Origin of the sequence: Pseudomonas sp. SAS7, from assembly GCF_052112345.1 — a bacterium.
Classification (GTDB): domain Bacteria; phylum Pseudomonadota; class Gammaproteobacteria; order Pseudomonadales; family Pseudomonadaceae; genus Aquipseudomonas; species Aquipseudomonas putida_Q.
On record NZ_JBEGGO010000013.1, the window covers coordinates 1 to 26,637 of the forward strand.

23 protein-coding genes are annotated in these 26,637 nt (G+C 61.0%); 12 read left to right on the plus strand and 11 right to left on the minus strand.

What is annotated here, in order from left to right:
• The first annotated feature begins 362 nt into the window (after positions 1 to 362).
• The 11 genes from ABI582_RS20100 (at position 363) to ABI582_RS20150 (ending at position 13,937) form a co-directional block, all read left to right on the plus strand.
• Entirely contained in the window at positions 363 to 2,006 is a 1,644-nt protein-coding gene (locus tag ABI582_RS20100; RefSeq protein ID WP_442120083.1) for an acetolactate synthase large subunit, read from the plus strand.
• A 145-nt stretch (positions 2,007 to 2,151) separates the two neighbouring features.
• Entirely contained in the window at positions 2,152 to 4,086 is a 1,935-nt protein-coding gene (locus tag ABI582_RS20105) for a flavin monoamine oxidase family protein (RefSeq protein WP_442120084.1), read from the plus strand.
• Positions 4,087 to 4,230: 144 nt separating this feature from the next.
• A complete protein-coding gene (locus tag ABI582_RS20110) occupies positions 4,231 to 5,127 on the plus strand; it encodes a nitrilase family protein (RefSeq protein ID WP_442120085.1) in 897 nt (298 codons plus the stop codon).
• A 10-nt stretch (positions 5,128 to 5,137) separates the two neighbouring features.
• Positions 5,138 to 6,292 carry a hypothetical protein gene (locus ABI582_RS20115; protein WP_442120086.1) on the plus strand — a complete coding sequence of 385 codons (1,155 nt, stop codon included), beginning with the start codon at positions 5,138 to 5,140 and terminating at the stop codon, positions 6,290 to 6,292.
• Positions 6,289 to 7,278 (plus strand): asparaginase, encoded by a 990-nt coding sequence (locus ABI582_RS20120; RefSeq protein WP_442120087.1) that lies wholly within the window; start codon positions 6,289 to 6,291, stop codon positions 7,276 to 7,278. The genes ABI582_RS20115 and ABI582_RS20120 overlap by 4 nt, the downstream gene beginning before the upstream one ends.
• 91 nt (positions 7,279 to 7,369) lie before the next feature.
• Positions 7,370 to 7,921 carry a UPF0149 family protein gene (locus ABI582_RS20125; RefSeq protein WP_442120088.1) on the plus strand — a complete coding sequence of 184 codons (552 nt, stop codon included), beginning with the start codon at positions 7,370 to 7,372 and terminating at the stop codon, positions 7,919 to 7,921.
• A gap of 5 nt (positions 7,922 to 7,926) precedes the next feature.
• Positions 7,927 to 8,484: a UPF0149 family protein gene (locus ABI582_RS20130; RefSeq protein ID WP_338744966.1), complete on the plus strand. Its 558-nt coding sequence runs from the start codon at positions 7,927 to 7,929 to the stop codon at positions 8,482 to 8,484.
• Between the two features lie 236 nt (positions 8,485 to 8,720).
• Entirely contained in the window at positions 8,721 to 9,350 is a 630-nt protein-coding gene (locus ABI582_RS20135; protein WP_442120089.1) for a glutathione S-transferase family protein, read from the plus strand.
• Between the two features lie 27 nt (positions 9,351 to 9,377).
• Complete coding sequence (locus ABI582_RS20140) at positions 9,378 to 11,414, plus strand: pyridoxamine 5'-phosphate oxidase family protein (protein ID WP_442120090.1); 2,037 nt, start codon at positions 9,378 to 9,380, stop codon at positions 11,412 to 11,414.
• 173 nt (positions 11,415 to 11,587) lie between these two features.
• Positions 11,588 to 12,484: a LysR family transcriptional regulator gene (locus tag ABI582_RS20145; protein ID WP_442120091.1), complete on the plus strand. Its 897-nt coding sequence runs from the start codon at positions 11,588 to 11,590 to the stop codon at positions 12,482 to 12,484.
• Positions 12,485 to 12,641: 157 nt separating this feature from the next.
• Positions 12,642 to 13,937, plus strand: a complete 1,296-nt coding sequence (locus ABI582_RS20150; RefSeq protein WP_019472242.1) for an MFS transporter — start codon at positions 12,642 to 12,644, stop codon at positions 13,935 to 13,937.
• Between the two features lie 48 nt (positions 13,938 to 13,985).
• Here ABI582_RS20150 and ABI582_RS20155 read toward each other — a convergent pair whose 3' ends face one another.
• From ABI582_RS20155 to ABI582_RS20195, 9 genes are all read right to left on the minus strand, one after another.
• Complete coding sequence (locus ABI582_RS20155) at positions 13,986 to 14,855, minus strand: aldose 1-epimerase (RefSeq protein ID WP_442120092.1); 870 nt, start codon at positions 14,853 to 14,855, stop codon at positions 13,986 to 13,988.
• A gap of 24 nt (positions 14,856 to 14,879) precedes the next feature.
• On the minus strand, positions 14,880 to 15,803 hold the full coding sequence (locus ABI582_RS20160; RefSeq protein ID WP_138737779.1) for an EamA family transporter: 924 nt from the start codon (positions 15,801 to 15,803) through the stop codon (positions 14,880 to 14,882).
• A 182-nt stretch (positions 15,804 to 15,985) separates the two neighbouring features.
• Entirely contained in the window at positions 15,986 to 17,266 is a 1,281-nt protein-coding gene (locus ABI582_RS20165) for a TRAP transporter large permease (RefSeq protein WP_019472239.1), read from the minus strand.
• Entirely contained in the window at positions 17,267 to 17,794 is a 528-nt protein-coding gene (locus ABI582_RS20170) for a TRAP transporter small permease (RefSeq protein ID WP_063424754.1), read from the minus strand.
• A gap of 66 nt (positions 17,795 to 17,860) precedes the next feature.
• Positions 17,861 to 18,832: a TRAP transporter substrate-binding protein gene (locus ABI582_RS20175; protein WP_442120093.1), complete on the minus strand. Its 972-nt coding sequence runs from the start codon at positions 18,830 to 18,832 to the stop codon at positions 17,861 to 17,863.
• A gap of 64 nt (positions 18,833 to 18,896) precedes the next feature.
• A complete protein-coding gene (locus ABI582_RS20180) occupies positions 18,897 to 19,778 on the minus strand; it encodes a glucurono-1,5-lactonase (RefSeq protein ID WP_442120094.1) in 882 nt (293 codons plus the stop codon).
• 26 nt (positions 19,779 to 19,804) lie between these two features.
• The gene (locus ABI582_RS20185) at positions 19,805 to 20,611 is read right to left on the minus strand and encodes an NAD-dependent epimerase/dehydratase family protein (RefSeq protein ID WP_442120095.1); all 807 of its coding nucleotides are present in this window, start codon (positions 20,609 to 20,611) and stop codon (positions 19,805 to 19,807) included.
• Between the two features lie 250 nt (positions 20,612 to 20,861).
• On the minus strand, positions 20,862 to 22,100 hold the full coding sequence (locus ABI582_RS20190) for an OprD family porin (RefSeq protein WP_232861819.1): 1,239 nt from the start codon (positions 22,098 to 22,100) through the stop codon (positions 20,862 to 20,864).
• Between the two features lie 704 nt (positions 22,101 to 22,804).
• Entirely contained in the window at positions 22,805 to 23,353 is a 549-nt protein-coding gene (locus ABI582_RS20195; RefSeq protein WP_368978747.1) for a hypothetical protein, read from the minus strand.
• A gap of 462 nt (positions 23,354 to 23,815) precedes the next feature.
• Here ABI582_RS20195 and ABI582_RS20200 point away from each other — a divergent pair, with 462 nt between their 5' ends.
• A complete protein-coding gene (locus ABI582_RS20200) occupies positions 23,816 to 24,055 on the plus strand; it encodes a type II toxin-antitoxin system RelB/DinJ family antitoxin (protein WP_442120162.1) in 240 nt (79 codons plus the stop codon).
• A 325-nt stretch (positions 24,056 to 24,380) separates the two neighbouring features.
• Here ABI582_RS20200 and ABI582_RS20205 read toward each other — a convergent pair whose 3' ends face one another.
• On the minus strand, positions 24,381 to 24,917 hold the full coding sequence (locus tag ABI582_RS20205; RefSeq protein WP_442120096.1) for a BRO-N domain-containing protein: 537 nt from the start codon (positions 24,915 to 24,917) through the stop codon (positions 24,381 to 24,383).
• A gap of 201 nt (positions 24,918 to 25,118) precedes the next feature.
• Positions 25,119 to 26,369, minus strand: a complete 1,251-nt coding sequence (locus tag ABI582_RS20210; protein ID WP_016498293.1) for a ribonucleotide-diphosphate reductase subunit beta — start codon at positions 26,367 to 26,369, stop codon at positions 25,119 to 25,121.
• Between the last annotated feature and the right edge of the window lie 268 nt (positions 26,370 to 26,637).

Genomic DNA, 26,637 nt, shown 5'->3' on the forward strand with positions numbered 1-26,637 from the left:
CGGGAAAAAACTGCCAGCCCTGCCCGAAGCCCTGTAGGAGCAGCCTTGTGCTGCGAAGAGGCCATTGCAGGCGAAGATAATCTTTAGCCTTACCGGCCTCTTCGCAGCACAAGGCTGCTCCTACAGGGATCTGTGGTACGTCGCCTCCCACAACTTTCGAGCCAGGCAAGCCAGTTGCTTCTACAACGGCGCCAGCGCAGCACTGCGACAATATTGCAGTGACATTAACGTGACTTTCCCACGCCCACCCTACGTCAAGACTTTGATTCAGGGCCTTCCTACCCCTGGACCGAGCGATGCCAGCGTACCGTGCTGCGCATTTCTGGACTTCCACCGTCCCATCACTTGAGGTAGCAAGCAAGATGGCCAAGGCCGCCGATGTCGTTGTGCAATGCCTGGAAAACGAAGGTGTCGAGTATGTATTCGGCATTCCCGGTGAAGAAAACCTCGACCTGCTCGAATCCCTGCGCAAGTCGAAGATCAAGCTGGTACTGACCCGCCACGAGCAGTCTGCAGGTTTCATGGCTGCCACCTACGGCCGTCTGACCGGCAAGACCGGCGTCAGCCTGTCGACCCTCGGCCCTGGCGCCACCAACCTGGTTACCGCCAGCGCCTACGCCTACCTGGGCGGCATGCCGATGATGATGATCACCGGGCAGAAGCCGATCAAGAAGTCCAAGCAGGGCCGCTTCCAGATCATTGACGTGTGCGGCATGATGGACCCCATCACCAAGTACACCCACCAGTTCGCCTCGGCCGACAACATCCCGGCCCGCATGCGCGAAGCCTTCCGCCTGGCTGAAGAAGAAAAGCCGGGTGCGGTACACCTGGAACTGCCGGAAGACATCGCCGCCGAGCAGACCGACGCACTGCCGATCCCGCGCAGCCTGCACCGCCGCCCGCTGGCCGAGCATGTGGCCATCCAGGCTGCCGTCGAAAAATTGCAGAATGCGCGCAACCCGATCCTGGTGATTGGTGCCGGTGCCAACCGCAAGATGACCGCCAAGGTCCTCAAGCAGCTGATCGACAAGACTGGCATCCCGTTCATCACCACCCAGATGGGTAAAGGTGTGGTCGACGAGCGCCACCCGCGCTTCCTGGGTAACGCTGCGCTGTCGTCGGGCGACTTCGTCCACCGCGCCGTCGAAGCCGCCGACCTGATCGTCAACATCGGCCACGACGTGATCGAGAAGCCGCCATTCTTCATGGTCCGTGGTGGCACCGAAGTCATTCACATCAACTTCCGCTCTGCCGAAGTCGATGCTGTTTACTTCCCGCAGGTGGAAGTGATCGGCGACATAGCCAACGCCGTGTGGCAGGTCGGCGAAGCCTTGACCGAGACCTCGCACTGGGACTTCACCCGCCTGATGGCCATCCGTGAAGCCAACGAAGCGCAGATCGCCGAAGGTGGTGACGACAACCGCTTCCCGGTCTACCCGCAGCGCCTGGTTGCCGACATCCGTCGCGTACTGCCGTCCGAAGGCATCGTTGCCCTGGACAACGGCATCTACAAGATCTGGTTCGCCCGTAACTACAAGGCGCACAAGCCGAACACCGTGCTGCTGGACAACGCCCTGGCCACCATGGGCGCCGGCCTGCCGTCCGCCATGGCGGCGCATCTGGTTCACCCGGACCGCCCGGTGATTTCGGTGTGCGGCGACGGCGGCTTCATGATGAACAGCCAGGAGCTGGAAACCGCAGTACGCCTTGGCATGCACATCACCGTGGTGATCCTGCGTGACGATGGCTACGGCATGATCCGCTGGAAGCAGGCCAACATGGGCTTCAACGATTTCGGCCTGGACTACGGCAACCCGGACTTCGTCAAGTACGCCGAAGCCTACGGTGCCAACGGCCACCGCGTGGAAAGCGCCGAAGCCCTGCTGCCACTGCTGGAACACTGCATCAAGACCCCAGGCGTGCACGTGATCGACTGCCCGGTCGATTACAGCGAGAACGACCGCATCCTCAACAGCGAGCTGCGTGAGCGCGCGCTGGCGGTGTAAGCACCGACGACTGTATCGCTGGCAAGCCGGCCCCTTCAGGTTTCTCAAGATCCTGTAGGTGCCGGCGGGTGGTGCATAACAACCCCCTCACGCATCTTGCAAATGCTCATGCTCAGGTTCTTCCACTCATGGAGAACACGAGAGCATGACAATTGGTTCTACACACAACCACCCCGCCGATCTGACCATCGACCCATCACTGCCGATGCAGCCGTGGGCCGCGCGTTTCCCTAATCCCCCAGATCTCTGCTTCGACTACCGCCGCCTGATCGAACAAGAGGGAGGCGTTGCACGGGCCACACAGCCCGAACACCGCATTTGTATTGTCGGTGCCGGCGTTACCGGGTTGACTGCGGCCCGGGAATTATTGCGCTGTGGTTTTAGCCGTATCACCTTGATTGAGCAGTCCCGGCGTGTAGGCGGCCGACACCTGACAGTCGTGAACAGCCCTGCAAGCCACAAGCACCCTGTCACTCCTTTTGAAATGGGGGCCATGCGCATGCCTTTCTTCAATAGGACAGGAGAATCACCTAAAGATGGCCGCTCGCTTATGGCGTATTACGCCAAGCTATTTGAGCTGCGGATTTCTGATTTCCCCAATCCAGGTACACCTTGGGTGAATGCCACCGGTATTTATCTGCGCGAAGGGCAAATACAAGGTGAGGGTGACCCGGTGCTGTTGGTCTGGCGTAATCCGTCAGGGGAAACACCACCACCGTCGGCTTTCTTGCAGCAGGTCTACGAGAAATGGCGCAGTTTTGCTGAGCGGTTTGCTGAACACGTTTCCACTGTTTATGGCACGCCAAGCTGGGAGTCGACATGGCGGGACATCGTCGAACGCTATCACCGCTTGTCCTTCAGGGATTTGGTGCATTTGCCCGCCCTCGTTGCCTGGGATCCTGAAAACCCCGGTGACTTTGGCGGTTTGGGCATGAGCAGTGATGAGTCAGCAATTTTCTATGCAATCGGTATTGGCGACGGCAGCTGGGGAGCATTTTATGATGTTTGCTGCTTGTACCCGCTACGTACGGCAATCTTTGGCTTCAGCAGTCATTTGCAGCTGGTGCATGGCCGTGTGGATGCAACAGGTATGCCTTACGCTGCTCCGCATTTTGAAGCCAACAATGTTCCAGATAGCAGAGGATTGCCGTTTCAAGGACCCGCCTATCTCGGCCTTGCGGCCATGGACGAAAGCCTTTTGTACCTGGACGTCGGCATGGGAGGGATTTCGCTTTATGACCATCTGCTGAAAAGCGATGACGGGCTGCTGACAGATACGTCCGTCTGCGCGGTGCAGAAGTTGGAAAATGGCCGGGTCAGGGTCGGATATCGTTGGCAGTGCAGTGATCCGATACACGAGACCACCGAGTACCAAGACTTTGACAGCGTGATCATAACCACGCCGTCATGGCTGATCGAAACCAACATCCGCCTCAGCGGCTTCACCCGCCAGATGTTGCCTCAGTCGATTATCGATGCCTGGAAGCATGCCCACTGGGAGACGAGTTGCAAAGTCTATGCGCCGCTGAAGAAAAGCTTTCTCGACCGCAAGCCGATGCCGCAAATCCTGATTACCGATAGCTTCGTGCACGATGTCTATGCCTATCGATACAACGACAGCTACCCAGATGACTGCATACTCCTCAGTTATACCTGGGAGGATGATGCAACGAAATTGGCAGCCTTCTCTGATGAGGAATTGGCGACCAAGTGCCTGAAGGAGCTCGATCGGATCCTCCTGCGGTGCACCAATGTGGGTGAGGCTATAACGCCCTACATCGATACTCGAAACATTCGCATACAGCGTTGGAGCACAGACCGAAATGCGCTCGGGTGTGCGAAATTGTATAGGGCAGGTACCTACTTTGATGCGGTAAACCTGATGAAATACAACCGGGATCTGAGCGCGAGCTCAGGGTTGTATCTGGCTGGAGAGTCCTTCTCAGTTGACGCCGGGTGGACAGAGCCGTGTTTGCGCACGGCAATTGATACGGTCATCAACCTCTGCAACAACACTTCAGCGCAATTCAATGGTGGCTTTACCCTTGAGCACTACCCTCATTACCAGGTTGGGAAATAGCGGCGTACGGGGCATTTTGTAGGGGGAGTCCTACTGCGATCATGTGATTTTCCTTCGGTCCCATAGGAACCACCTGACTGTCCCTCCCAGGCCCAACATCGCTTTACTGGCGTCCTTCCAAAACAACCACAAAAGGAAGCCGCCATGTCTGAATTCTGTTCCCCCGTCAGCCCTGTACGTATCGCTGTCGTCCAGTACGATCCCCAGGTCGGTCTTGAGCATTGTGAGCGCAACCTGGATAGAGGGCTCGCACTGGCCAGGCGCGCAGCAGGCGAAGGCGCCAACCTGATAGTGCTGCCTGAGCTGGCCAATACCGGCTACACCTTCAACTCCCGCGCCGAAGCCTATGCCCATGCAGAGACGCTGCAGGACGGCCATAGTCTGAAAGCCTGGGCGGACTTCGCCAGGGAATACCAGGTTTACCTGGCCGCAGGTTTTTCCGAGCGCGACGGGCTGAAACTCTACGACAGTGCCGTACTGTTTGGCCCTGAAGGCCGACTCGGGCACTACCGTAAGGCGCACCTCTGGAACCAGGAAAAACTCTGGTTCACCCCCGGCGATCTGGGGTTTCCGGTATTCGAGACGCCGATCGGCCGTATCGGCCTGCTCATATGCTGGGACATCTGGTTCCCGGAAGTCCCGCGGCTGATGGCGGCGCAAGGCGCCGACATCATCTGCAGCCTCAACAACTGGGTATGGACCCCGCCACCGTTGTTCGATGAAGCAGGGCGCTGCATGGCCTCGTACCTGACCATGACCGCAGCGCATGTCAACAACGTTTATATCGCCGCCGCGAACCGTATCGGGAGCGAGCGGGGCGGGCGCTTCCTGGGGTGCTCGCTGATCGCCGGTACCAATGGCTGGCCGATCGGCGAAGTGGGCAGTGCAGAGGCCGAAGAAATTCTCTATGCGGATGTAGATCTGAGCAGTGCACGCTCGGCGCCGATCTGGAACACCCTCAACGACTTGCCACGAGACCGGCGTACAGACCTCTACGATGCCAATCTTGGCTACCGCTTGCACGCGCCAATGCCACGTTGAGGAGTCGCTAATGAACACGCTTCTCTTCTCGGGACAGCAGCGTTGGCCTGTGTTGATTTTTGCCTGTCTGCTGCTGGTGCTCGCTGCGAGCCTTGCCCATGGCCAATGGCCGGATTATGCAGTAATGGTGGCGACGCTCGATCAGCCCCTGAGCCGCTTGCGCTGGATCGTCGGTGATATCAGCGAAGTGGCATTCTACAAGCACGAGCTGCCCGCCCTTGGCTTGCTGCTGGGCGCTTGCCTGGCGCACTGGGCCCACGTGCGAGGGTACCGCTGGCAGGGCTTTGCCATTTGCTATGGCAGCGGGTTATGGCCATGGGTGTTCACCAGTTCGTTCCTGGGCTTGCTGCTCAGCCACGCGTTGTGGGGCTGGACCTTGGCCAGTGGCAACTGGCAACCCACCTTCGTCGCCTTCGTGTCATTGCCGGCGGCCATGGTGTTGCTGTTTGGTGCGGGCTGGCGGGTGACGATCACAGGGGCGGTACTGGGGGCTCTACTGGTAACACCGGCCAGCCTGCTGATAGTCAACTACCTGTGCTACCCCCTGCAGTTGCCCGTAGTAGTTGGCAATGTGAGCGGCATGGCGGTTGCCAGTGTCGTGGCCTTCATCCTGTGCAAGCGCTTTCCTTCATGGGTACGCCAAAGCCGTGTAGCCACTGTAGTGGCGCCGGTCGTCAACCCGCCAGACTACGGTGTGGTCTGGACCTTGCGGCGCGTGCTGGCCGATTTCAGCGAAGCGCCATTCTTCGGCAATGAACTGGCCAGCCTCGGGCTGCTGCTGGGCGTGTTGCTGGCTTACCTGTTGGCCCCGGCTGCACCGTCGTACGGTTCAATGCTGGTGATGCAGATAGTGGCCGGGCAGGCCTTGGCATCGCTGGTTGGGGTCGTATTCTGGCGAGGCCAGTGGCAAGCCCGTGGGTGGTACCCTACCTACATTCCGATTGTCTCGATCGTTCCGGCCGCAGTGCTGACGCATGGCGGCAGCTGGCAAGTGGTGGTGGCCAGCGCAGTACTGGGTGCGCTGGTGGCTCCGCCGCTGGCAGTGGCAGTCACCCAGCGATTGCCGGCTTATGTGCATGGCTACATCGGCAACGTGATGTCGATGGCCATCAGCACGTTAGCGATCGTGCCTCTGATCGGGTTACTTGTGGGGGGAGAAGCATGACTGAACATTCGAGCCTGCCCAGGCTGTCGATCGCTAGCCTGGGGGGCACGGTCAGTATGCAGGCCCAGGCTGTTGGGTGTGGTGTGACGCCAACCCTGGGCTGCGAGCAGCAACTGCTTCAGGTGCCACAGTTACGCGAGATGGCGCAATTGAATGTTGCTTCATTGTGCCTGGTCCCTAGTGCATCGCTGGACTTCGCGACGCTGCTGGAAGTGCTGGCATGGGCCCGGTGCCAGGTGGAGCGCGGAGCCCAGGCCTTGGTAGTGAGCCAAGGGACCGATAGCCTGGAGGAGTCGGCTTATTTCCTCGATCTGCTATGGCCATTCGATGCGCCATTGGTGATGACCGGTGCCATGCGCTCGGCCAGCCAGCCGGGCAATGATGGGCCGGCCAACCTGTTGGCTGCGGCTCAGGTGGCATTGGCACAAGGCAGCTGCGGGCGAGGAGTGCTTGTGGTGATGAATGACCAGGTTCACTGCGCGGCAAGGGTGCGCAAGACGGCCAGCATGGCGATAGCCGCGTTCGAGTCGCCGGGATGTGGCCCATTGGGCCAAGTGGTGGAGGGGGAAGTGGTCTATCGCCATCCGCCAGCACGACGGGAGGTGCTGCCCATACCGCATCGCACCGACCAGCGCGTTGCCCTGCTGGAAGCCTGCCTGGACGGCGACACGGCGCTGCTGCAGGCTGTGGCTACATTGGGTTATGAAGGGTTGGTCATTGCCGGCTTCGGCGCTGGGCATGTTGCCGCTAGTTGGTCCGATGTGCTGGAACACCTGGCGCCCACCTTGCCTGTAGTTGTTGCCACACGCACAGGTAATGGGCCAACCGCGCGGACAACCTATGGGTTTGCTGGTGCAGAAATCGACCTGCAAAAAAAAGGCGTATACATGGCAGGGCACCTCTGCCCGCGCAAATGCCGAATCTTGCTGTGGCTGTTGATTGGCACCGATAGGCGACATGAGTTGCACGACTGGTTGCACGTCTGAGCCATCTGCCCGCGCGGTAGTTCGCGCGGGCAGCCCTTTCGGCGTTGCTGTGCTAGGGTGCACACACTTTTGCTTCCCAGGATTCTCACCCATGCTCCCCGTACTCAGCGAAAAAGAACTCGACCGCCTCGAAGACCTGTTGATCACCTACGGCAACGACTATTCCGTGCTGAACCTGGCCGAACTCAATGGCTTTTTCACCGCGCTGGCCAGTTCGCCTGTTGCCGTCTTCCCGGAACAATGGCTACCTGCAGTGGCCGGTGGCAAGGTGCCGAAGTTCAAGAAGCCAGCGCACGAAGAAGCGTACACCGCGTTGATGTTGCGCTATGCCGATCAGGTGAAAGAGGCATTGACTGAAGACGTCGACCACTTCGAGCCGCTGTTCGAGGAAAGCGAGGGCGAGGGTGGCACTGTGATCGTCATGGAGGAGTGGTGCTTCGGCTATATGCGCGGCACCCAGATTGCCGTTTGGGGCGAGTTGCCGCCGGAGCAGGACCAACTGTTGAAGGTCATTTCCCTGCATGGGCTTGAAGATAACTTCGAGCTGCTTGATCAGATGTCCGAGCAAGATATTCAGGCGTGCGTGCCTCACGTGATTGAGGCGGCCCGCAAGCTTTTCCGTTTCCACCGGGTGCAGAACTAAGATTTATGAGTAAGACGATCACAGACCAAGAGTTGGACGAACTGGGTGAGCTGCTTTTCAAGTATGGCAATGATGACGCCATACTTGATATCAGCGAACTCGACGGTTTTATGAATGCCTTGTGTAGCTCGCCGCGCCTGGTGCCCCCGAGTGAGTGGCTGCCTGAGGTTTCCGGTGGCAAGCTGCCTGCGTTCAAAACGCAAGCACAGGCTCGACGCTACACGGACTTGATCATCAAGTTCTACAACACTGTAGCTGTCATGCTCAGCGAAGCCACGGATGAGCTGAACCTGCTCTTTGAGGTCAGAGACACGGAGCAGGGCGAAATCGTGGTGCTTGAAGAGTGGTGCTTCGGGTACATGCGCGGCGTTCGTTTGGGAAAATGGACAGCGTTACCTGCCCCACTTCGAAAACATCTCGACGTGATCGCCCTGCATGGTCAGGAGGAGGGTTTTGCCACCCTCGACACATTTAGCCTGAAAGAACATCAGGCCACCGTTCCGCTGGTGGTTGACGCAGTGCATGTCCTCTACCTCTACCAACGCCAGCAGCGATTAGGCTGAGTGTTCGCATAGCGCCAGATGTGCTGTCTGGGCGGTAGCGCGTTTCTCGTGGGGCCGCTTTACGATGGGCCCGGCCCCTCGCAAGGCCGCCCCACATAGTAGCTGCCGGCCTTGAATGTTCCATTATTGCGCCCCGCGAAATTATGGTTTCCCTTGCGCAGTGATTCTGCTGCCAGCCGATCCAGTGCAGCATAGGCTCCACCAGCCCATCCCGGTGCTGACCAGGAGCCAAACCCATGTCGAACCCTATCAAGCTCTACAACTTCCCCAAATCTGGCCACGCCCATCGCATCGAATTGATGCTCTCGCTGCTTGACCTGCCCACCGAGCTGGTGTTCGTCGACTTGGCCAAAGGCGCACACAAGCAGCCGGATTTTCTGGCCCTCAACCCGTTCGGCCAGGTCCCGGTTATCGATGACAACGGCACGGTGATCGCCGATTCCAATGCCATCCTGGTCTACCTGGCCACAAAGTATGACAACGGCACCTGGTTACCCGAAGAACCCGCTGGCGCCGCCCGTGTGCAACGCTGGTTGTCGGTGGCTGCCGGCCCGCTGGCCTTTGGCCCCGCTGCTGCGCGCCTGGTGACCGTGTTCGGCGCTGCGTTCAACACAGACGAAGTCATCGCCCGTGCCCATACCCTGCTCAAGGTGATCGACGCCGAGCTGGCCAAGGCGCCATTCCTGGCGGGCAGCACGCCCACCATCGCCGACATCGCCAACTACTCGTACATCGCCCACGCCCCCGAAGGCAACGTGTCGCTGGAGCCCTATGCCAACGTGCGCAGCTGGCTGGCACGGATCGAGTCGCTGCCGGGCTTCGTGCCCATGCCACGCACTGTGATCGGGCTGCAGACCAGCGCCTGATACCTCGCCTTCGAGAGGAACGCCACCATGCAACAGTCCCCGGACCACCGCCCCTCGCCCTGGCATGCGGGCGAGAAAACCCTGCAGGAAAAGGTCGGTGTAGCAGAGCGCATGGAGGCGTTCGGGCAAAAGGTCATTCGTGACTACATGCCCGACCAGCACCGTAGTTTCTATCACCAGTTGCCGTTCATGGTCGCCGCCAGTGTGGACGCCTTGGGTCGGCCTTGGGCCACGCTGCTGGAAGGGCCAGAAGGCTTTGTCAGCTCGCCCGACCCTCGCGTGCTGACGATCGACACCACGCTGCCAGCAGATGACCCCGCCACCCCGGGGCTGGTAGCCGGGCAGGCGGTCGGCCTGCTGGGTATCGAACTGCACAGCCGTCGGCGCAATCGCATCAACGGGCAGATCCGCCAGGCTGCAGCCGGGCTGCTGCAGGTGAGGGTGGAGCAGTCGTTCGGCAACTGCCCGCAGTACATCCAGTTGCGTGACTACACCCGCGTCGCCCAGCCCGCCCAGGCGCGTGTCGATGCGACAACACTGGATGCCACAACCGTCAGCATGATCCAGGCCGCCGACACGTTCTTCGTCGCCAGCTATGTCGAGCAAGGCGACGACCAGCGCGCTGTGGATGTTTCTCACCGTGGCGGCCGGCCAGGGTTCGTCAAGGTCGAGGGCAATCGGCTGATCATTCCCGACTACGCGGGCAACCTGCACTTCAACACCTTGGGCAACTTGTTGGTTAACCCGCGGGCCGGCTTGCTGTTCATCGATTTCAGCAACGGCAATGTGCTGCAGCTGTGCGGGCGTGCCGAGGTGCTGCTGGACAGCCCGGCCATCCAGGATTTCGAAGGTGCCGAGCGGCTGTGGACGCTGGAGGTGGAGCAGGTGGTGTGGCGCCCGGCGGCGGTTTCCCTGCGCTGGGCGTTCAAGGAATACGCACCGACCAGCCTGATGACTGGCACCTGGGCCGAGGCCGACGCACGCCTGCAGAAACGCCAGCGACAGCGCCAATGGCAAGCCTGGCGTGTGCTGCGGGTGGAGCAGGAGAGCCGCGATATCCGCTCGTTCTACCTTGAACCGCCCAGTGATAGCAGTGTGGCCTTTGCGCCAGGGCAACACATTCCGGTGCAGGTTCAGATCGACGGTGAAGCCGCGATGATCCGGACCTACAGCTTGTCGAGCGCACCGTCCGATGGCTACCTGCGTATCAGCGTAAAAGCGCAGGGCCCCGCCTCTCGGCACCTGCATGAGCGCGTCAAGCCAGGTGATGTGCTGGATGTGCGCTCGCCTATGGGCAGTTTCACGCTGGATGAACAGAGTACGCGCCCGCTTGTGCTGATTGGCGCCGGCGTAGGTATAACGCCGTTGCTGGCCATGCTGCGTGAGCAGCTGAGCAAAGGGCAGGCACGGCGTATCCATTTGTTCCATGGCGCCCGCAGCCTGGCCGACCTGCCATTCGGGCAGGAGCTGGCAAGCTTGGGGCAACAGGCTGGCGGCTTGCTGCACGTTCATCGCGCCCTGAGCCAGCCAGAAGACCATGCAGTGGCCGGGCAGGATTATGAGTTTGCCGGCCGGCTTGGCATCGAGCAGGTCAAGGCGACGCTGGCGCTGGACGACTACGATTTCTACCTGTGCGGCCCGGGCAGCTTTACTCAGGACCTGTATGAAGGGCTGCGCACGGTGCATGTGCCGGATGCGCGCATTCACGCTGAAGCCTTTGGCCCGTCGACGCTGCGGCGGCACTCGGATGCAGGCCAGCCCACCTTGCAACAGCCGCCTGCGGCCAGCGAGCCAGTACCTGTGTACTTCGCGGCGTCGGCCAAGGAGGCGCGCTGGGCACCAGGCAGCGGCACCCTGCTGGAACTGGCCGAAGCGCGTGGGTTGGCGCCGGAGTTCAGTTGCCGGGGTGGGTCGTGCGGTACCTGCAAGACCAGGCTGGTGAGCGGCCAGGTGCATTACCCGAACCCACCGGCAGAGCTCCCGGAGGCGGGGTCGGTGCTGATCTGTTGTGCGGTGCCGGCGCAGGTGGAGCAGGGGATACAAGCGCTGGTGCTGGATATCTGATATGCCTGTCCTGGCCTCTTCGCCGGCAAGCCAGCTCCCACAGGGATTGCACATACCTTGAGTTAAACGCGGTCGAGGTGGGAGCTGGCTTGCCGGCGATGAGGCCAAGGCAGGCAGCACAAAGCGCCCGGATAACCGATAATCCCGGCACCCCCAAATACCCAGGAGCCCGCATGGACCAGATCCACCTGATGAAGGTGTTCGTCGCGGTAGGTGAGCTGGAGAGCTTCGCCGCCGCCGCGCGCCGCCTGGACATTTCCCCGGCCGCCGTCACCCGCGCCGTCAGCGCCCTGGAAGACCAGCTTGGCGTGAAGCTGCTGCTGCGCACCACCCGCAGCGTGCGCCTGACCGAAGCCGGCGGCCGCTACCTGGAGGACACCCGGCACATCCTGGCCAGCATCCACGAGGCCAACGAAGCAGCCGCCGGTATCAACGCCACCCCCAAAGGCGAACTGGCAGTTACCGCCCCGATCCTGTTCGGCAAGAAGTTCGTCATGCCGTGTATCGTCCGCTACCTGCAGCAGTACCCGGAAGTCGATGTTTCCGCCTACTTCCTCGACCGCGTGGTGAACATGGTCGAGGAGGGCATGGACGTGGCCGTGCGCATCGGCCCATTGCCCGACTCTGGGTTGAAGGCGTTGCGGGTCGGCAGGGTGCGGCGCATGTTGTGTGCGTCCCCCGACTACCTGGCGCGCCATGGCGTGCCGAAGCATCCATCGGACCTGGCCGGGCATGCGGTGATCGGCACCACCAACCTGTCGCCCCGGGCTGGCTGGCGCTTTGGGGTGACGGAAGAGCCAACCCTGGTGCGCATGAAGCCGCGCCTCACGGTGACCAGCAATGACGGGGCGATCGCTGCCGCCAGTGGCGGGCTGGGGATTGCCCGCCTGTTGTCGTACCAAGTGGCCGATGAGCTGGCCAGTGGGCAATTGCAGGTGATCCTGGCGGAGTACGAGGAGGCGCCCTGGCCGATTCATGTGTTGCATCGCGAGAGCAAGTACGGCTCTGCCAAGGTCAGGGCCTTCATCGACATGCTGGCGCAGGCGCTGCGGGCGCAGCAACTGGATTGAGATCGTACAACGAAGGGTGAAACATCAAGAAATAATAAGTGTTGTACGACGACCTATGACGTGGCACTCTTTCGCCTGAAACAATTTGTCGCAAATACCGCTGCCGGTGTTCGCGCCAATCGCTCGCCACACTAAAAACAAGAAACTCAGGTGAACCATGAAGATGAAAGGCATCCGTTGGTGGATGGTCAGCCTTGTCACGGCTGGGCTCGTCGTCAACTACCTCGCCCGCAACACCCTCTCGGTGGCCGCCCCCACCTTGATGACCGACCTCTCCATCAGTACCGAGCAATACGCCAAGATCGTTGCCAGTTGGCAGGTGTGCTATGCCCTCATGCAGCCGGTAGCCGGCTGGTTCATCGATTTCATCGGCACCAAGCTGGGGTTTGCCGTGTTCGCCATGGCCTGGTCGCTGGCCTGTGCTGGCGCGGCCCTGGCCACCGGCTGGCAGAGCATGGCCTTTATGCGCGGGCTGCTGGGCATGACCGAAGCCGCCGGCTTGCCGGCCGGGGTCAAGGCAACCACCGAATGGTTCCCGGCCAAGGAGCGCTCGGTGGCGATCGGCTGGTTCAATATCGGCTCGTCGCTCGGCGCCTTGCTGGCGCCGCCGCTGGTGGTGTGGGCGATCCTGCACAGTGGCTGGCAGCTGGCGTTCGTTATCGTTGGTGTCTCCGGCATTGTCTGGACCCTGCTGTGGATGCTGTTGTACAAGCACCCGCGTGACCAGAAGCGCCTGAGTGATGAGGAGCGCGACTACATCCTGGCCGGGCAGGAAGCGCACTTCAAACAGGACAGCCGCGAGAAGGGCGCGTGGAAGCGCATCTTCAAGGCCCGCAACTTCTACGCCATCGCTTCGGCGCGGATCCTCTCCGAGCCGGCCTGGCAAACCTTCAACGCCTGGATTCCGCTGTACCTGATGACCGAGCGGCACATGAACATCAAGGAAGTGGCGATGTTCGCCTGGCTGCCGTTCCTGGCTGCCGATATCGGCTGTGTGCTGGGCGGGTATCTGAGCCCGCTGTTCCACCGCTACTTCAAGGTGTCGCTGTTCACCTCGCGCAAGATGGTGCTGGTGTTCGGTGCCAGTTGCATGATCGGCCCGGCCTGCATCGGCCTTGTGGAGAGCCCGTACATGGCGATCCTGTTGCTGTGCATTGGCGGGTTTGCCCACCAGACACTGTCGGGGGCGCTGTACTCCATCACCTCGGACTCGTTCAGCAAGGACCAGGTGGCCACAGCGACGGGCATGGGTGGCATGTGCGGGTACTTGGGGGCGGCGGTGTTCACCCTGGTGTTCGGCATTCTGGTCACGCAGATTGGCTACAGCCCGCTGTTCGTGGTGCTGGCGGCGTTCGATATCGTGGCGGCAGTGCTGGTGTGGAAGGTGGCGCGGGAGGTGCGTGGCGAGCCTTCGGTCACGCCGATGGCGAACCCGACCGGGGCATTGGCATAAGGCTTGAAATTTAGGGGCTGCTGCGCAGCCCCAATCAAGGCAACATAATCAAAGGGGTCGATACTGCATCCTGAACCCCAGGCTCATTCCTTCCCCCTGCTGCAACAAGCGCAACCCCGGCCGCCCTGGCAGGTGATGCGCATTGACCGGGTGGCTTACCGGTTCAAAGCAGAAAAACCTTTGGCCCTGCGGGCAAAACAGCAAAAAGTGTTCAGCCCCGCTGGCACTGCAGGCCAGTCGATAACCCGCGCTTGGCTGTTCGATCACACACTCCCCGGGCCAGCCGCTGAAGGCGTGATCAACCACCGTCTCAGGCAGACGCCCCATGGCATTGAAACACCACTGCTCAGGTACCTCGGCCTGGTACGACGGCAACCGCCCGTCCTCCGCCAGCCATACCTTGCGCGCCACTGCATACAGCTGGGTATCGGGATACCGCGGGAAGTAAGGATGCAACCCCAACCCATACCAGGTAGCCGGCTCATCCAGGTGCGTCACATGCAGGTCCAGGCTCAGGCAGCCATCCTGCAGGTGCATATCCAGCGTGGCTTGGTAGGCAAACGGCACTGAACTGTCCAGCGTCAACCGGGCCCGTCGTTCACTGTGGTGTTCTACCTGCCAGGCCTGTTGCCAGGCACTGCCATGAATCGGGTAAGGGTCATGGCCGGTATTGGGCGCCAATGCCTGCCAGCCTTCCGGCCGGGCAAAGCCACCCTCGGCAATGCGGTTGGACCATGGCGCCAACGGGTAACAGGCCAGGCGTCGTGGGGTGCCGCTGGCCAGCGCGGCCGGGTCAGAATGGCGTAGCAGCGCTTGCCCGGTCGCTTTCACTTCCCAGTTGACCAGGCTGGCGCCCAGCTCCGGAGCCAGGCTCAGGCGGGTCAGGTGGTCTTGCAGGTGCAGTTCGGTCACAGCCATTCAAGGCTCCTTTCAAATGAACAATCAACTGGCCCGACGGTAGGTGAGCAGCACGATGCCGCACACCACCACGGCACCGCCGAGTAATTGCAGGGTGCCGAGCTGCTGGTCGAGCAAGGCCCAGCCCAGCAGCAGCGTGGCGATGGGTTCGACGTTCATCACCGGTGCGTTCTGCGCCATGTTCAGCCTTGGCACACACACGAATAGCAAGGTGAAGGCCAGGCCATACAGCACCACCAGGCTGGCTAAAGCCACCCAGCCACTGCTGCTGCCCGGCAGTGACAAGCCGGACGGCATCACGCCGCTTGCGCCTGCAACCAGCATGCTGGAGAACACGATCAGCAAGGTCAGCAGGCTGCGCACGGGGCCGCGCACGCTGGCCAGTTTGTGGTCGGTGATCCACAAGGCGCAGGCGAAGGCACAGGCGGCGCCGAAGGCCAGGCCGACCCCTAGCGCCCAGTGCGGGTTGGCCGTGCCGCTGTCGGCAAGGCGTGCCGGCACATCCAGCGCCAGCACCAGGCCGCACAGGATCAGGCCCATGAACAGCACAGTGCGGCCCGTGGGGCGTGCGCCGCCCAGCGCCCAGGTAAGCAGCGCCAGCAGCATCGGGAAAGTGTTGCCCACCAGCAGCGCCAGGGCTACCGGAATGCGCGCCACCGCCGAGTACAGGCACAGGCTTTGGGTGGCGATCAGCAGGCCCAGCAGCAGCTGCCAGTGCCGGGTGCCTGCCGGCAGGCCCAGCGCCTGGCGTTGCCACAACAGCAGGCAGGCCAGTACCAGCAAGGTGATGCCTGAGCGGCAGAGAATCGCCAGCAGCACGCCGGTGCCGTCATCGAAGGCGATGCGCGCGGCGATGTGGTTGCCGGCGAATGAACAGGCCAGCAGGGCGAGCAGGGCGATGGCCAGTTTGCGCGGGAATAGAGGTACAGCCGAGGAGGGAACAGCCATGTGCAGGATCCATTTGCAGAAAAGATTGGCTAGCAGCCGCGCGGTCCCTGTAGGAGCGGCCTTGTGTCGCGAAAGGGGCGCAAAGCGGCCCCAGGATTTCGGCGTCAACGCTGATGTTGCTGGGGCCGCTTCGCGGCCCTTTCGCGACACAAGGCCGCTCCTACAGGCCCCCGCAAATGCCGTTACAGCACCACGCTAGGCAGCCACAGGGAGATGGCCGGAATGTAAGTCACCGCCATCAGCACCAGGAACAGCGCCAGGTAGAACGGCAGCAGCGCCTTCACTGTCGACTCGATGCTCACCTTGCCGATGGCCGACCCCACGAACAGCACGGCGCCCACCGGTGGCGTTATCAGCCCGATCCCCAGGTTCACCAGCATGATCATGCCGAAGTGCACCGGGTCCACACCAATACCGGTAATCACCGGCAGCAGGATCGGCGTGAGGATCAGGATCAACGGCGCCATGTCCATCACCGTGCCCAGCAGCAACAGCATGAAGTTGATGCACATCAGGATCACGTAGCGGTTGTCCGACAGGGTCAGGAACGCCGTGGTGATCTTCGACGGGATCTGCATCAGCGTCATCACGTAGCCGAAGCTGGCGGCAAAGCCGATCAGGATCATCACGATGGAGATGGTCCGTACCGTGCGGTGCATCAGCTTGGGCAGGTCGCGCCACTTGTAGTCGCGGTAGATGAACATGGTCACGAAGAATGACCACACCACCGCCACGGCTGCCGATTCGGTCGCGGTGAACACGCCCGACAGGATGCCGCCGAGGATGATGACCATGGCCATCAGGCCCCACAGCGCCTCACCGGCAATTTTCAATGCCTGGCGCAGCGGGATCACTTCGCCTTTGGGGTAGTTGCGCTTTTTCGCGAAGATAAGGCACAGCCCCATCATGACTGCGCTCAGCAGCAACCCGGGCATCACACCCGCCATGAACAGTGAGGCAATGGATACCGTGCCGCCCGCCGCCAGCGAGTACAGCACCGAGTTGTGGCTGGGCGGGGTCAGCAGCGCCTGCACCGAGCCACTGACGGTCACGGCGGTGGAGAATTCACGCGGGTAGCCTTTGCGCTCCATCTCCGGGATCAGTACCGAGCCCACCGAGGCGGTGTCGGCCACCGACGAGCCGGAAATCGCGCCAAAGAAGGTCGAGGCCATGATGTTGACCAGCGACAGGCCGCCACGCACGAAGCCCACCAGCACCCCGGCAAAGGCCACCAGCCGCCGTGACATACCGCCTTCGGCCATGATCGCGCCGGCCAGCACGAAGAATGGAATGGCCAGCAGCGAGAACTTGTTAACCCCACTGGCCACCTGGATCATCATCGCCTGCAGCGGGATGTCGATCCACCAGGCGCCGATCAGCGCCGACAGGCCCAGGGCGTAGGCCACCGGCATGCCCAGCAGGATGAGTGCAATGAAACTGCCCAACAGAATGAACGCATCCATTTATGCCGCTCCTTCGCTTTCTTCTACGTGGTCGAAACGCACCACCTTGCGGTGGCTCTGGTCGCCCATCAGGAGTTTTTCCAGCACAAAGACCAGGGTCAGCACGCCACCGACCGGGATCGGCGCATAGGTCATGCCCACCCGCACACCCGGCAGGGATGCCAGAAACTGGTTCCAGGTAGTGATGCACAGCTTGGTGCCGTAGTAGGTCATGAACACGCACACCAGGATCATCAGTACTTGCACCAGTAGCGCGACCATGCTGCGCTGCAGCGGTGGCAGGCGATCGGTGATCATCGCCACCGCCATGTGCGCCCCGGCCCGGTAGCTGGCAGCGGCGCCGACGAAGGTGAACACCACCATCAGCAGGATGGCCACCGGCTCCGGCCAGCTGGAGCCGGTACCGAGCACGTAACGGGCAAAGATGCCCCAGGGAATGATCAGCGTCATGGTCAGGATCGACAGGCCGGCGATCCAGATACAGGCGCGGTACAGCGTGTCGTTCACACGCAGGAAGAGGTTTTTCATGGGCATCACCAAAGCGGCAGGGCGGCGGGCGCCGCTCTGCCGAGGTCGATTGGGCTGGGGCCGCTGTTACTGGACGGCGTCGATACGCTTCATCAGGTCGGCGTACGGCGCGCCGTATTTTTCCCGTACGGAGGCGGTGGCGTCATAGAAAGGCTTCTTGTCGACAGTAATGAACTCGACACCAGCGGCCTTGAGCTTCTCTTCGCTGGCGGCAGACTTGGCGTCCCACAGTGCGCGCTCTTCCATCTGTGCTTCACGCGCCACCTTCTTCACCAACGCCTGCTGCTCGGGGCTGAGCTTGTTCCAGGTGGTCTTGGACATCACCACGGGTTCCGGCAGGATCAGGTGGCCGGTCAGGGTGTAGTACTTGGCGCTCTGGAAATGGTTGTGCTCAAGCAAGGTGGGCGGGTTGTTCTCGGCGCCATCGATCACGCCGGTTTGCAGGGCGCTGAAGATTTCCCCGGTGTCCATGGCGATGCCGTTGCCGCCCATGGCGTTCATCATGTCGATGAACAGCGGGTTGCCCTGTACGCGAATCTTCATGCCCTTGAGGTCTTCCAGGCTGCGTACCGGTTTTTTCGTATAGATGCTGCGCGAGCCGCCGTCCATCCAGGCCAGGGCCACCAGGTTGAAGTCGGAGTTGGTGATCTTGTCGAGGATTTCCTGGCCGATCTCGCCGTCGATGATCTTGCGCATGTGTTCATGATCGCGGAACACGAACGGCATGTTGAACACGTTCACATCCGGTACTACCGGGCCGACGATCCCTAAGCTGACGCGGGTCATCTGCACGGCACCGATCTGCGCCTGTTCGATCACCTCCTTCTCCGAGCCCAGCACACCGCCAGCGAACATCTTGAAGGTGATGTCGCCGTTGCTGGCGTGCTCGAGTTTTTTGCCCATGTTCTGCTCGGCGACCACGGTCGGGTAGCCGGCCGGGTGGATTTCGGCGAACTTGATGTCCAGTGCCGAGGCGGGCATGGCCACGCTGAAGGCGAACGGGAGTACGGCAAGGAGCAGCTTGCGTTTGAACGTCATGATGAAACTCCGTGGTTTTTATTATCCGGTTTCGTGTGTGCAAGTGTGGGCGCGGCAGAGGGCATCAGCCCCGGTAGGCAGGTTCCTCCAGGCCCTTGGTGTCAGGGTTGAGGGCAAATACCCCGCCCGCCAGGGGCTGGTCACTGAGGTCTGTGCCTGTGGGGCGGATCGAGGTGACGTAAAGGGTGTCGAGGTTGGCGCCACCAAAGGCGCACATTGCCGGCTTTTTCACCGGCACGCTGAGCGAGCGGTCGAGGCGCCCGTCAGGGGTGAAACGGTGAACTTGCCCGGCGTCGTTGCCGCAGATCCAGTAGCAGCCATCCTGGTCGATAGCGGCGCCGTCGGGGCGCCCAGGGTAGCCGCGCATGTCGACGAACAGCCGCTTGTTATGAGGCGTGCCGCTGTCGATGTCGTAGTCGAAAGCCCAGACCTTCTGCACGTTGGGGTGCGAGTCGGACAGGTACATGCGCGTGCCGTCGGGGCTGAAGGCCAGGCCGTTGGGTACGATCATGCCATCTTGCTGCAGGTGCAGCTGGCCTTCTCCATCATGCCGGTACAGCGCACCCACGTGGGCACCTTGCTGCATGTCCAGCAGCATGGTGCCGGCCCAGAAGCGGCCCTGGCGGTCGCAGCGGCCATCGTTGAAGCGCATGCCGGCCTGGGCGTGCGGCACGCTGCTGAGCAGGCGCTTATCAAGGCTGCCATCGGGCTTGGGCTGCAGCTGGAAGATGCCGCTTTCCATGCCGGCGACCCAGCCCTGGCCGCTGCGGGCGATGCAGGCCAGCATCTCGTTGCCCTGCCAAACCTGGTGCTTGCCATCGGCCGCCTGCCAGCGGTGCAGTTGGCGGGCGGGGATGTCGACCCAGTACAGGGCCTGTTCGCTGGGGTGCCACACGGGGCTTTCGCCGGTGCCGTTGCGGGCGTCGACGATCAGTTCACAGTTCATGGCCGTGCCTCCTGGCGTGCGTGGGTTCAGTTGAACGGGCCGGCCACGGCGAAGGCGCCGCCCTGGTAGACCATGCTCGGGTCATCCGCGGCGGGCGCCGGTTGGGCTTCCACAGCGGCGCGGAAGCGCTCGGAGCTGTCCTTGGGCTCATAGCCAAGGTGCTCGGCATAGCGGTTGTCCCACCACACGGTGCGGTTATCGGAGGCGCCGTAGACGATGGTGTGGCCAACGTCGGGCGTGAACAACCCTCGCTCGATAAGCTGCACCAGATCGTCATAGCTCAGCCACGTGCAGAGCATGCGAGGGTTCTGGGGCTGGGGGAACGAAGAGCCGATGCGAATGCTGACGGTCTCGATGCCGTAGCGATCGAAGTAGAAACTGGCTACATCCTCGCCGTAGCACTTGGACAGGCCGTAGTAGCTGTCGGGGCGGCGCGGCGAGTGGGCGTCGATGCGCTCGTCCTGGCGGTAGAAACCGATGGTGTGGTTGGAGCTGGCGAAGATGATGCGCTTCACGCCATGCTTGCGTGCGGCCTCGTAAACATGGAACACGCCGCAGATGTTTGGCCCGAGGATGTCTTCGAAGGAATGCTCGGTGGACACGCCGCCGAAGTGGATGATGGCATCCACGCCTTCGACCAAGGCATGTACCGCAGCCTTGTCGGCCAGGTCGCAGGTGATGACTTCTTCATGTGGGCCCGCAGCAGGGGCCATTTCGCTGATGTCGGAAAGGCGCAGGACCTCGGCGTAGCCTTGCAGGCGTTCGCGAAGGACCTTGCCCAGGCCGCCTGCGGCTCCGGTGAGCAGCAGGCGATTGAGGGGGGTAGTGGTCATGGCCGGCTCTTGTTGTTAATTGTTGTAGGTTGTCGTATGACTTTGCTGATTATTGGCGGTGGGTTCGGCTGTTGTCAATGACAACTCGCTGACTGTTTGGCGTTATGCGCGGTCCTTGTAGGAGCGGCCTTGTGTCGCGAAAGGGCCGCAAAGCGGCCCCGGCAACCTCGCGTTAAGGCCAAGATCCTGGGGGGCGCTTCGCTCCCCGATCGCGACACAAGGCCGCTCCTACAAGGGCCGGCGTCAAGCTTTACAGCAGCGACAGCGGGTAGTTGAAGATCAACCGGTTCTCATCGAACTCGTTATTGCTGTAATCCCGCCGAATCGACGAATTTCGCCATTTCACGCTCAGGTCCTTGAATGCCCCGCTCTGGATCACGTACGCCAGCTCCGTCTCACGCACCCACTCTTTGCCATCGGTCACCACCCCGCTGTGCACATCGCGCCCGCTGATATAGCGGTTCATCAAGGTCAGCCCCGGTACCCCGACGGTGACAAAGTTGAAGTCATGACGCACTTGCCACGAGCGCTCGTTGGCATTGTCGAAGCTGGAGTTGTAACTATCGTTGGCCAAGGTGCCGCCACTGGTGCCGTTGACCCGCATCCAGGTATCCCCATCCACTTTCTGCAGCCCCACCCAGAACGTGCTGCCGCCGTACTTGGCGGAGAACATTCCCGAGTAGGTCTTGTTGTCCAGTTCGCCGGCGCGTTCGGAGCCGTCCTCATCGCCATGGAAGTAGCCCAGGTTGGCACCCAGGGTCCAGTCACCCACCGGCTGGCTGTGGCTCAGTTGCAGGTATTGCTGCTGGTACACGTCCTTCAGTACCGCATTCCACAGCCCTACCAGCGTGCGGTCCTGGTTGAACTTGTACTCGCCGCCGACGAAGTTGAACCGGTCCGACACGCCAGCGCCGTAGCTCATGTCTTCCATGCTGGCGTCGTTACGCGGGCTGTTGCCGCGGAACTGGCCGCCATACAGGGTCAGCCCAGCGATTTCATTGGAGGTGACCTGCCCGCCACGGAACGTCTGCGGCAACGAGCGACCGTCGTCTGAGCGTAGAATCGGCAGCACCGGCATCCACTCACCGATCTTCAGCTCGGTCTTGGAGATCCGCGCCTTGCCCGCCACTGCCAGGCGCCCATAGTCATCTGCCGGCTTGCCATCGTCATGGCGTGGCAGCAACGCCGTGCCATAGGTACCGCCGCCGCCATCGAGCTTGACCGACCACAGCCCCAGCACATCCACGCCAAACCCGATCGGGCCTTCGGTGAACCCTGAACGTGCATCGAGAATGAAGCTTTGCGTCCATTCCTCGGCCTTGCTCTGCGGGTTGCTGGGGTTGGTGAAGTTGCGGTTGATGTAGAAGTTGCGCAGCCCGAGCGTGGCCTTGCTGTCCTCGACAAAGCCCGCAGCCAGGCTGGTGCCCGGCAGGCCGGCGATGACCCCGGCGCCAAGCAGGGCGAAAGGAAGGGTATGGCAGATTCTCATTATTGTTGTGCTCCCGAGGGGTATGGCAGCCCGTCCACCGGGCACGCACAAGCGGCCTGCGGCAGGGGCGGGTAGTTAACGGGCCGGTCAGGGCCAGGGGTGAATGCGCGGTAACCCGTCGCTACGTACTGGCAGGTGTACGCGAGCTGGCCGGGCGAAGAGGGGTGTGCAACAGACGTGGGTGGAGCGGGATGGGTGTCGACATGGAATCGTCCACTGATTGTTGTTTTTGTTATGTGTTGTCGTACAACTGTGCGCGATTATTAGCAAGGGGGAGGCGGGCTGTCAACGCCTGATGGCTGAGCAATTTAGGGGTAAGATGGCAAGAATCGGGCTATAGAAGCTCTACTGTGAGCGCTCTAGAGACATACTACGACTAAGGTAGTCTTAGGCACTATTCCAACAGCTGTGCCGTACCCCATTTGTCGGCGTGGGCGGGCCTCTTTTTTGGTTTACCGGTCGTTAAAGCATGCCAGCCTTACGTTTGTTACTTCCTGTCTCGCCAGACTTGATCAATTTCCACAGATAGTGGAACATTATCTGGCAACTGCGGAACGACTGACCGGATGAGATTGAGCGTTCCCTAGCCCGAAAGGGTGCTCGCGCAAGGCGAGCCGAGGCGCAGCCGAAGTGGTATCCGGATCTGCTTTACCAATACGAAAAGGCGCCCATGGCGCCTTTTTCGTTCATGCAAGCTCGGCGGGTCAGCGTTTGGTCGAGACCGCTTTGCCCAGATAAACCTTGCCGCAGAGCAAGACAAAGCCCATCACACCTTTCAGGTTAGGCGCTGCTTTGTCACTCTGGTGATAGGCACTCTCCACCACTAGCTGCAGGTCCTGCCATTGCCGTCTTTGCTTCGAAGCGCGGCGTATCTCAAAAAAGACATGGTACGGTCCCTCCGGGTCGTCGATCGTGATCGAGTAACACCAATTGCGCTCTGTGGACGTTTCTAGGACCTTTGCCTGCGGATGGTTCAGTGTCTTGATCAGCTGTGGCAACTGCAGGGAAAGGCGAAATCGAATCGGGCAGAAGGCACGCAGTCGCGGTGCACTCTGGTCAACAATTACTTGGCATTCAGGCGAGCTAGCCTGAGTGTAGCTCCTGCTGAAGCAGTGATTTGAGAAGGTCACATGCACGCGCAGCTTGCGCTTGGCCAATCGACTCTCGACAAGCAGTGTGAATGGACTCAGGTGTGAGAGGTCAATGCGCTCGTTGGCAACCACCAATGGTGGGAAATACTGCTGACCGGTCAAGCCCGCCTCCTTGGTAAATATCTATCCGAGGCACGGTCGCCAGCAGAGTTGATCATGAGCTATGGTTTCGCTCTCATTTTGAATGAAGGTTCGAATCACATTCGAGCGGTGTTCAGTTTCGAGACGTGACAACTATGGGTGCCCCGGCATTGCGCAACGGGGCATGCAGTGTTCGTCGAAGAAGTGACTGCTCAGACGGCCAAGTTCGTGGGCGCAGAACCAGGCTTACCGCGTTGCCTGCTTCGCGGTGTACGACCAGAGACATCATTTACATCGTAAACCGGGGGCATGGTTTACAAATTCAATCCAATCGCCTGTGGACCCTGCCGGAATCCTGCGCTATCTTCAGATCTGGCCTCGCCCTCGACCACGTAGACTGGCATGTCCAGTCCCGGCACCTCGTTGTGCCGTACCCCTCTTGTCGGCGTGGGCGGGGCCTCTTCTTTTCTCGAACGTCGAACCATGGCGTCCATCAACATCTGCATCGACGACGAGCTCAAAGCCCGCGCCTACGAAGAGCTAGAGCGTCTCGGTGTAACCCCCTCCGAACTCATGCACCAGGTTCTGCAATATGTAGCAGAGCAGGGCAAGTTGCCTTTCGGGCCAGCCAGCATGGCCGAGGAAGATGAAGACCTCATCGCGTTTGTAAATGAGCGTCTCGCTTCCCCGCTGCGCGTGAAGGTCCAACTGGATGACCTATAGAATCTGACTCGATGTACGGCACCGGCTTTGCCGGCGTTCGCGGGTGACCTCTAATGCCAATCAGTCAGGAAAACTGGGGCCGCTTTGCGCCCCATCGCCGGCAAGCCGGGCTCCCACAGGTACAGCTCATGGCTTGAGTGCGATGCGGTCGGTGTGGGAGCTGGCTTGCCGGCGATGGGCTGCGCAGCAGCCCCGATTGGCTTAACTGACTGGCATTAACCCGCTCCCCCGCTTTTGACCGGCTAACCGCAATTGCCAGCAAACGAAGTCTTTTGTGGGAGCGGGTTCACCCGCGAAGAGGCCAGCACAGGCAAAAAACGGCCCGCTAAACCCCATGCATCCGCAGCGCCCGCTGCGCACACTCCCGCCAACTCAACTTGCGCTTCTCCACCGGCCCCGGCAGCTCCACTTCCCCGGCCAGCACCACCGGCATATCCCGCATCCTCACCCAAGGCTCACTCTGCCAATACAGCAAAGTAGCACCCCGCCCACCAGGCCAGCACATCTGCCCCAGCCGCGGCGCATCGTCCACTGTATCAGCCTGAGCATCACGCAGCACCGCCACCACCTCATGTGTCAGCCACCAGCGCAAATGGCGGTTCTCCGGCACATGGTGGTGCGCCAACAAGGTATAGGCCCCGGACTCACTGACAATGGTGGTCTCCTGGCTTTTGCCATAGCGCAGCAGCGGCACAGTGCGGTACTGGTCCGGGTCGAGCTTGTGCATGCAGTGTTCGTCGAAGAAGTGACCGCTCAGCCGGCCGAGTTCGTGGGCGCAGAACCAGGCTTGGGATTCGAGCCAGAGGGTGTGGAGAGGGCGGTTATAGCGGGTGAAGAGCGTAGGTTTATGGAGACTGTCCATGTTTGGCCATCCTGATTTGGAGAGCCGTTTCTAACGGGAACGGGATTCCGCTGCGTGAGCGTTCTTAAGCGCCAACAGACGTTATCGCGACGCTAAAAAAGTGACAATGAAAAACCTTGTAGGAAGGGTCCTGTTCGCCTTTCCCCTACCAATAAAAAAAGGCTGCCAATCGGCAGCCTTCTCGATACTCAGCCCGGACAATCAGTCCCAGCTCAGTGCACCACCGGTCTGATACTCAATCACGCGCGTCTCAAAGAAGTTCTTCTCCTTCTTCAAGTCCATGATCTCGCTCATCCATGGGAACGGGTTGGTAGTCCCCGGATACTCTTCTTTCAAACCAATCTGAGTCAAACGACGGTTAGCAATGAACTTGAGGTAGTCCTCCATCATTGCCGCGTTCATGCCCAGCACGCCGCGTGGCATGGTGTCACGGGCGTATTCGATCTCCAGCTGGGTCCCTTGCAGGATCATCTGGGTCGCTTCTTCCTTCATCGCCGCGTCCCACAGGTGCGGGTTTTCGATCTTGATCTGGTTGATCACGTCGATACCGAAGTTCAGGTGCATCGACTCGTCACGCAGGATGTACTGAAACTGCTCGGCAACGCCGGTCATCTTGTTGCGGCGGCCCATGGACAGGATCTGGGTGAAGCCGCAGTAGAAGAAGATGCCTTCCAGTACGCAGTAGTAGGCGATCAGGTTGCGCAGCAGCTCTTTGTCGGTTTCGACGGTGCCGGTGTTGAATTCCGGGTCGGAGATGGCGCGGGTGTACTTCAGGCCCCAGGCGGCTTTTTTAGCGACCGACGGGATCTCGTGGTACATGTTGAAGATCTCGCCTTCATCCATGCCCAGCGACTCGATGCAGTACTGGTAGGCGTGGGTGTGGATCGCTTCTTCGAAGGCCTGGCGCAGGATGTACTGGCGGCACTCCGGGTTGGTGATCAGGCGGTACACGGCCAGGGCCAGGTTGTTGGCAACCAGCGAGTCGGCGGTGGAGAAGAAGCCCAGGTTGCGCATGACGATGCGACGCTCGTCTTCGGTCAGGCCGTCCTGGCTCTTCCACAGGGCGATGTCGGCGGTCATGTTGACCTCTTGCGGCATCCAGTGGTTGGCGCAGCCGTCCAGGTACTTCTGCCAGGCCCAGTCGTACTTGAACGGTACCAGCTGGTTCAGGTCGGCGCGGCAGTTGATCATGCGCTTTTCATCTACGGCAACGCGGGCCGAGGAGCCTTCCAGCTCGGCCAGGCCTTCGGCCACGTCGAGGGCGTCGAGGGCAGCCTTGGCACGTTTGACGGCTTCGGAGTCAGAAGCGGTAGCAGCGCGAGCTTCCAGAGCGGCGGCACCACCTGCGCTGTCGAGCTTGTCGAGGGTTGCGGCGGCAGCCGCCTGCGCAGGGGTGTTGCCTTTGGCGGCTACTTCGCCGTCTTCGTTATCGAATTCGTCCCAGCTCAGCATGGTTTGGCTCCTGCTTGAGGGTCGCCCTGGGGCAACCGGTTGGATTTTAAGAATGTGATGCCTGACGCAAGGCCGTAACGGCGAATGGACAGCTCGAGAGGCTGACTCTCGTTTACATCTGAATGTGTTCTGGCTTGTACCTGGCCAGGCCTCGGGGAGGGGCCAGGACAATTGGATGGCGCTCTTTTCAGAGGGCGCAAAGTATACCGGAATTCACCTTCGATCGGGGCGCATGTGTTGCGGGCGAGGGTAACTTTTTCGACCGGTT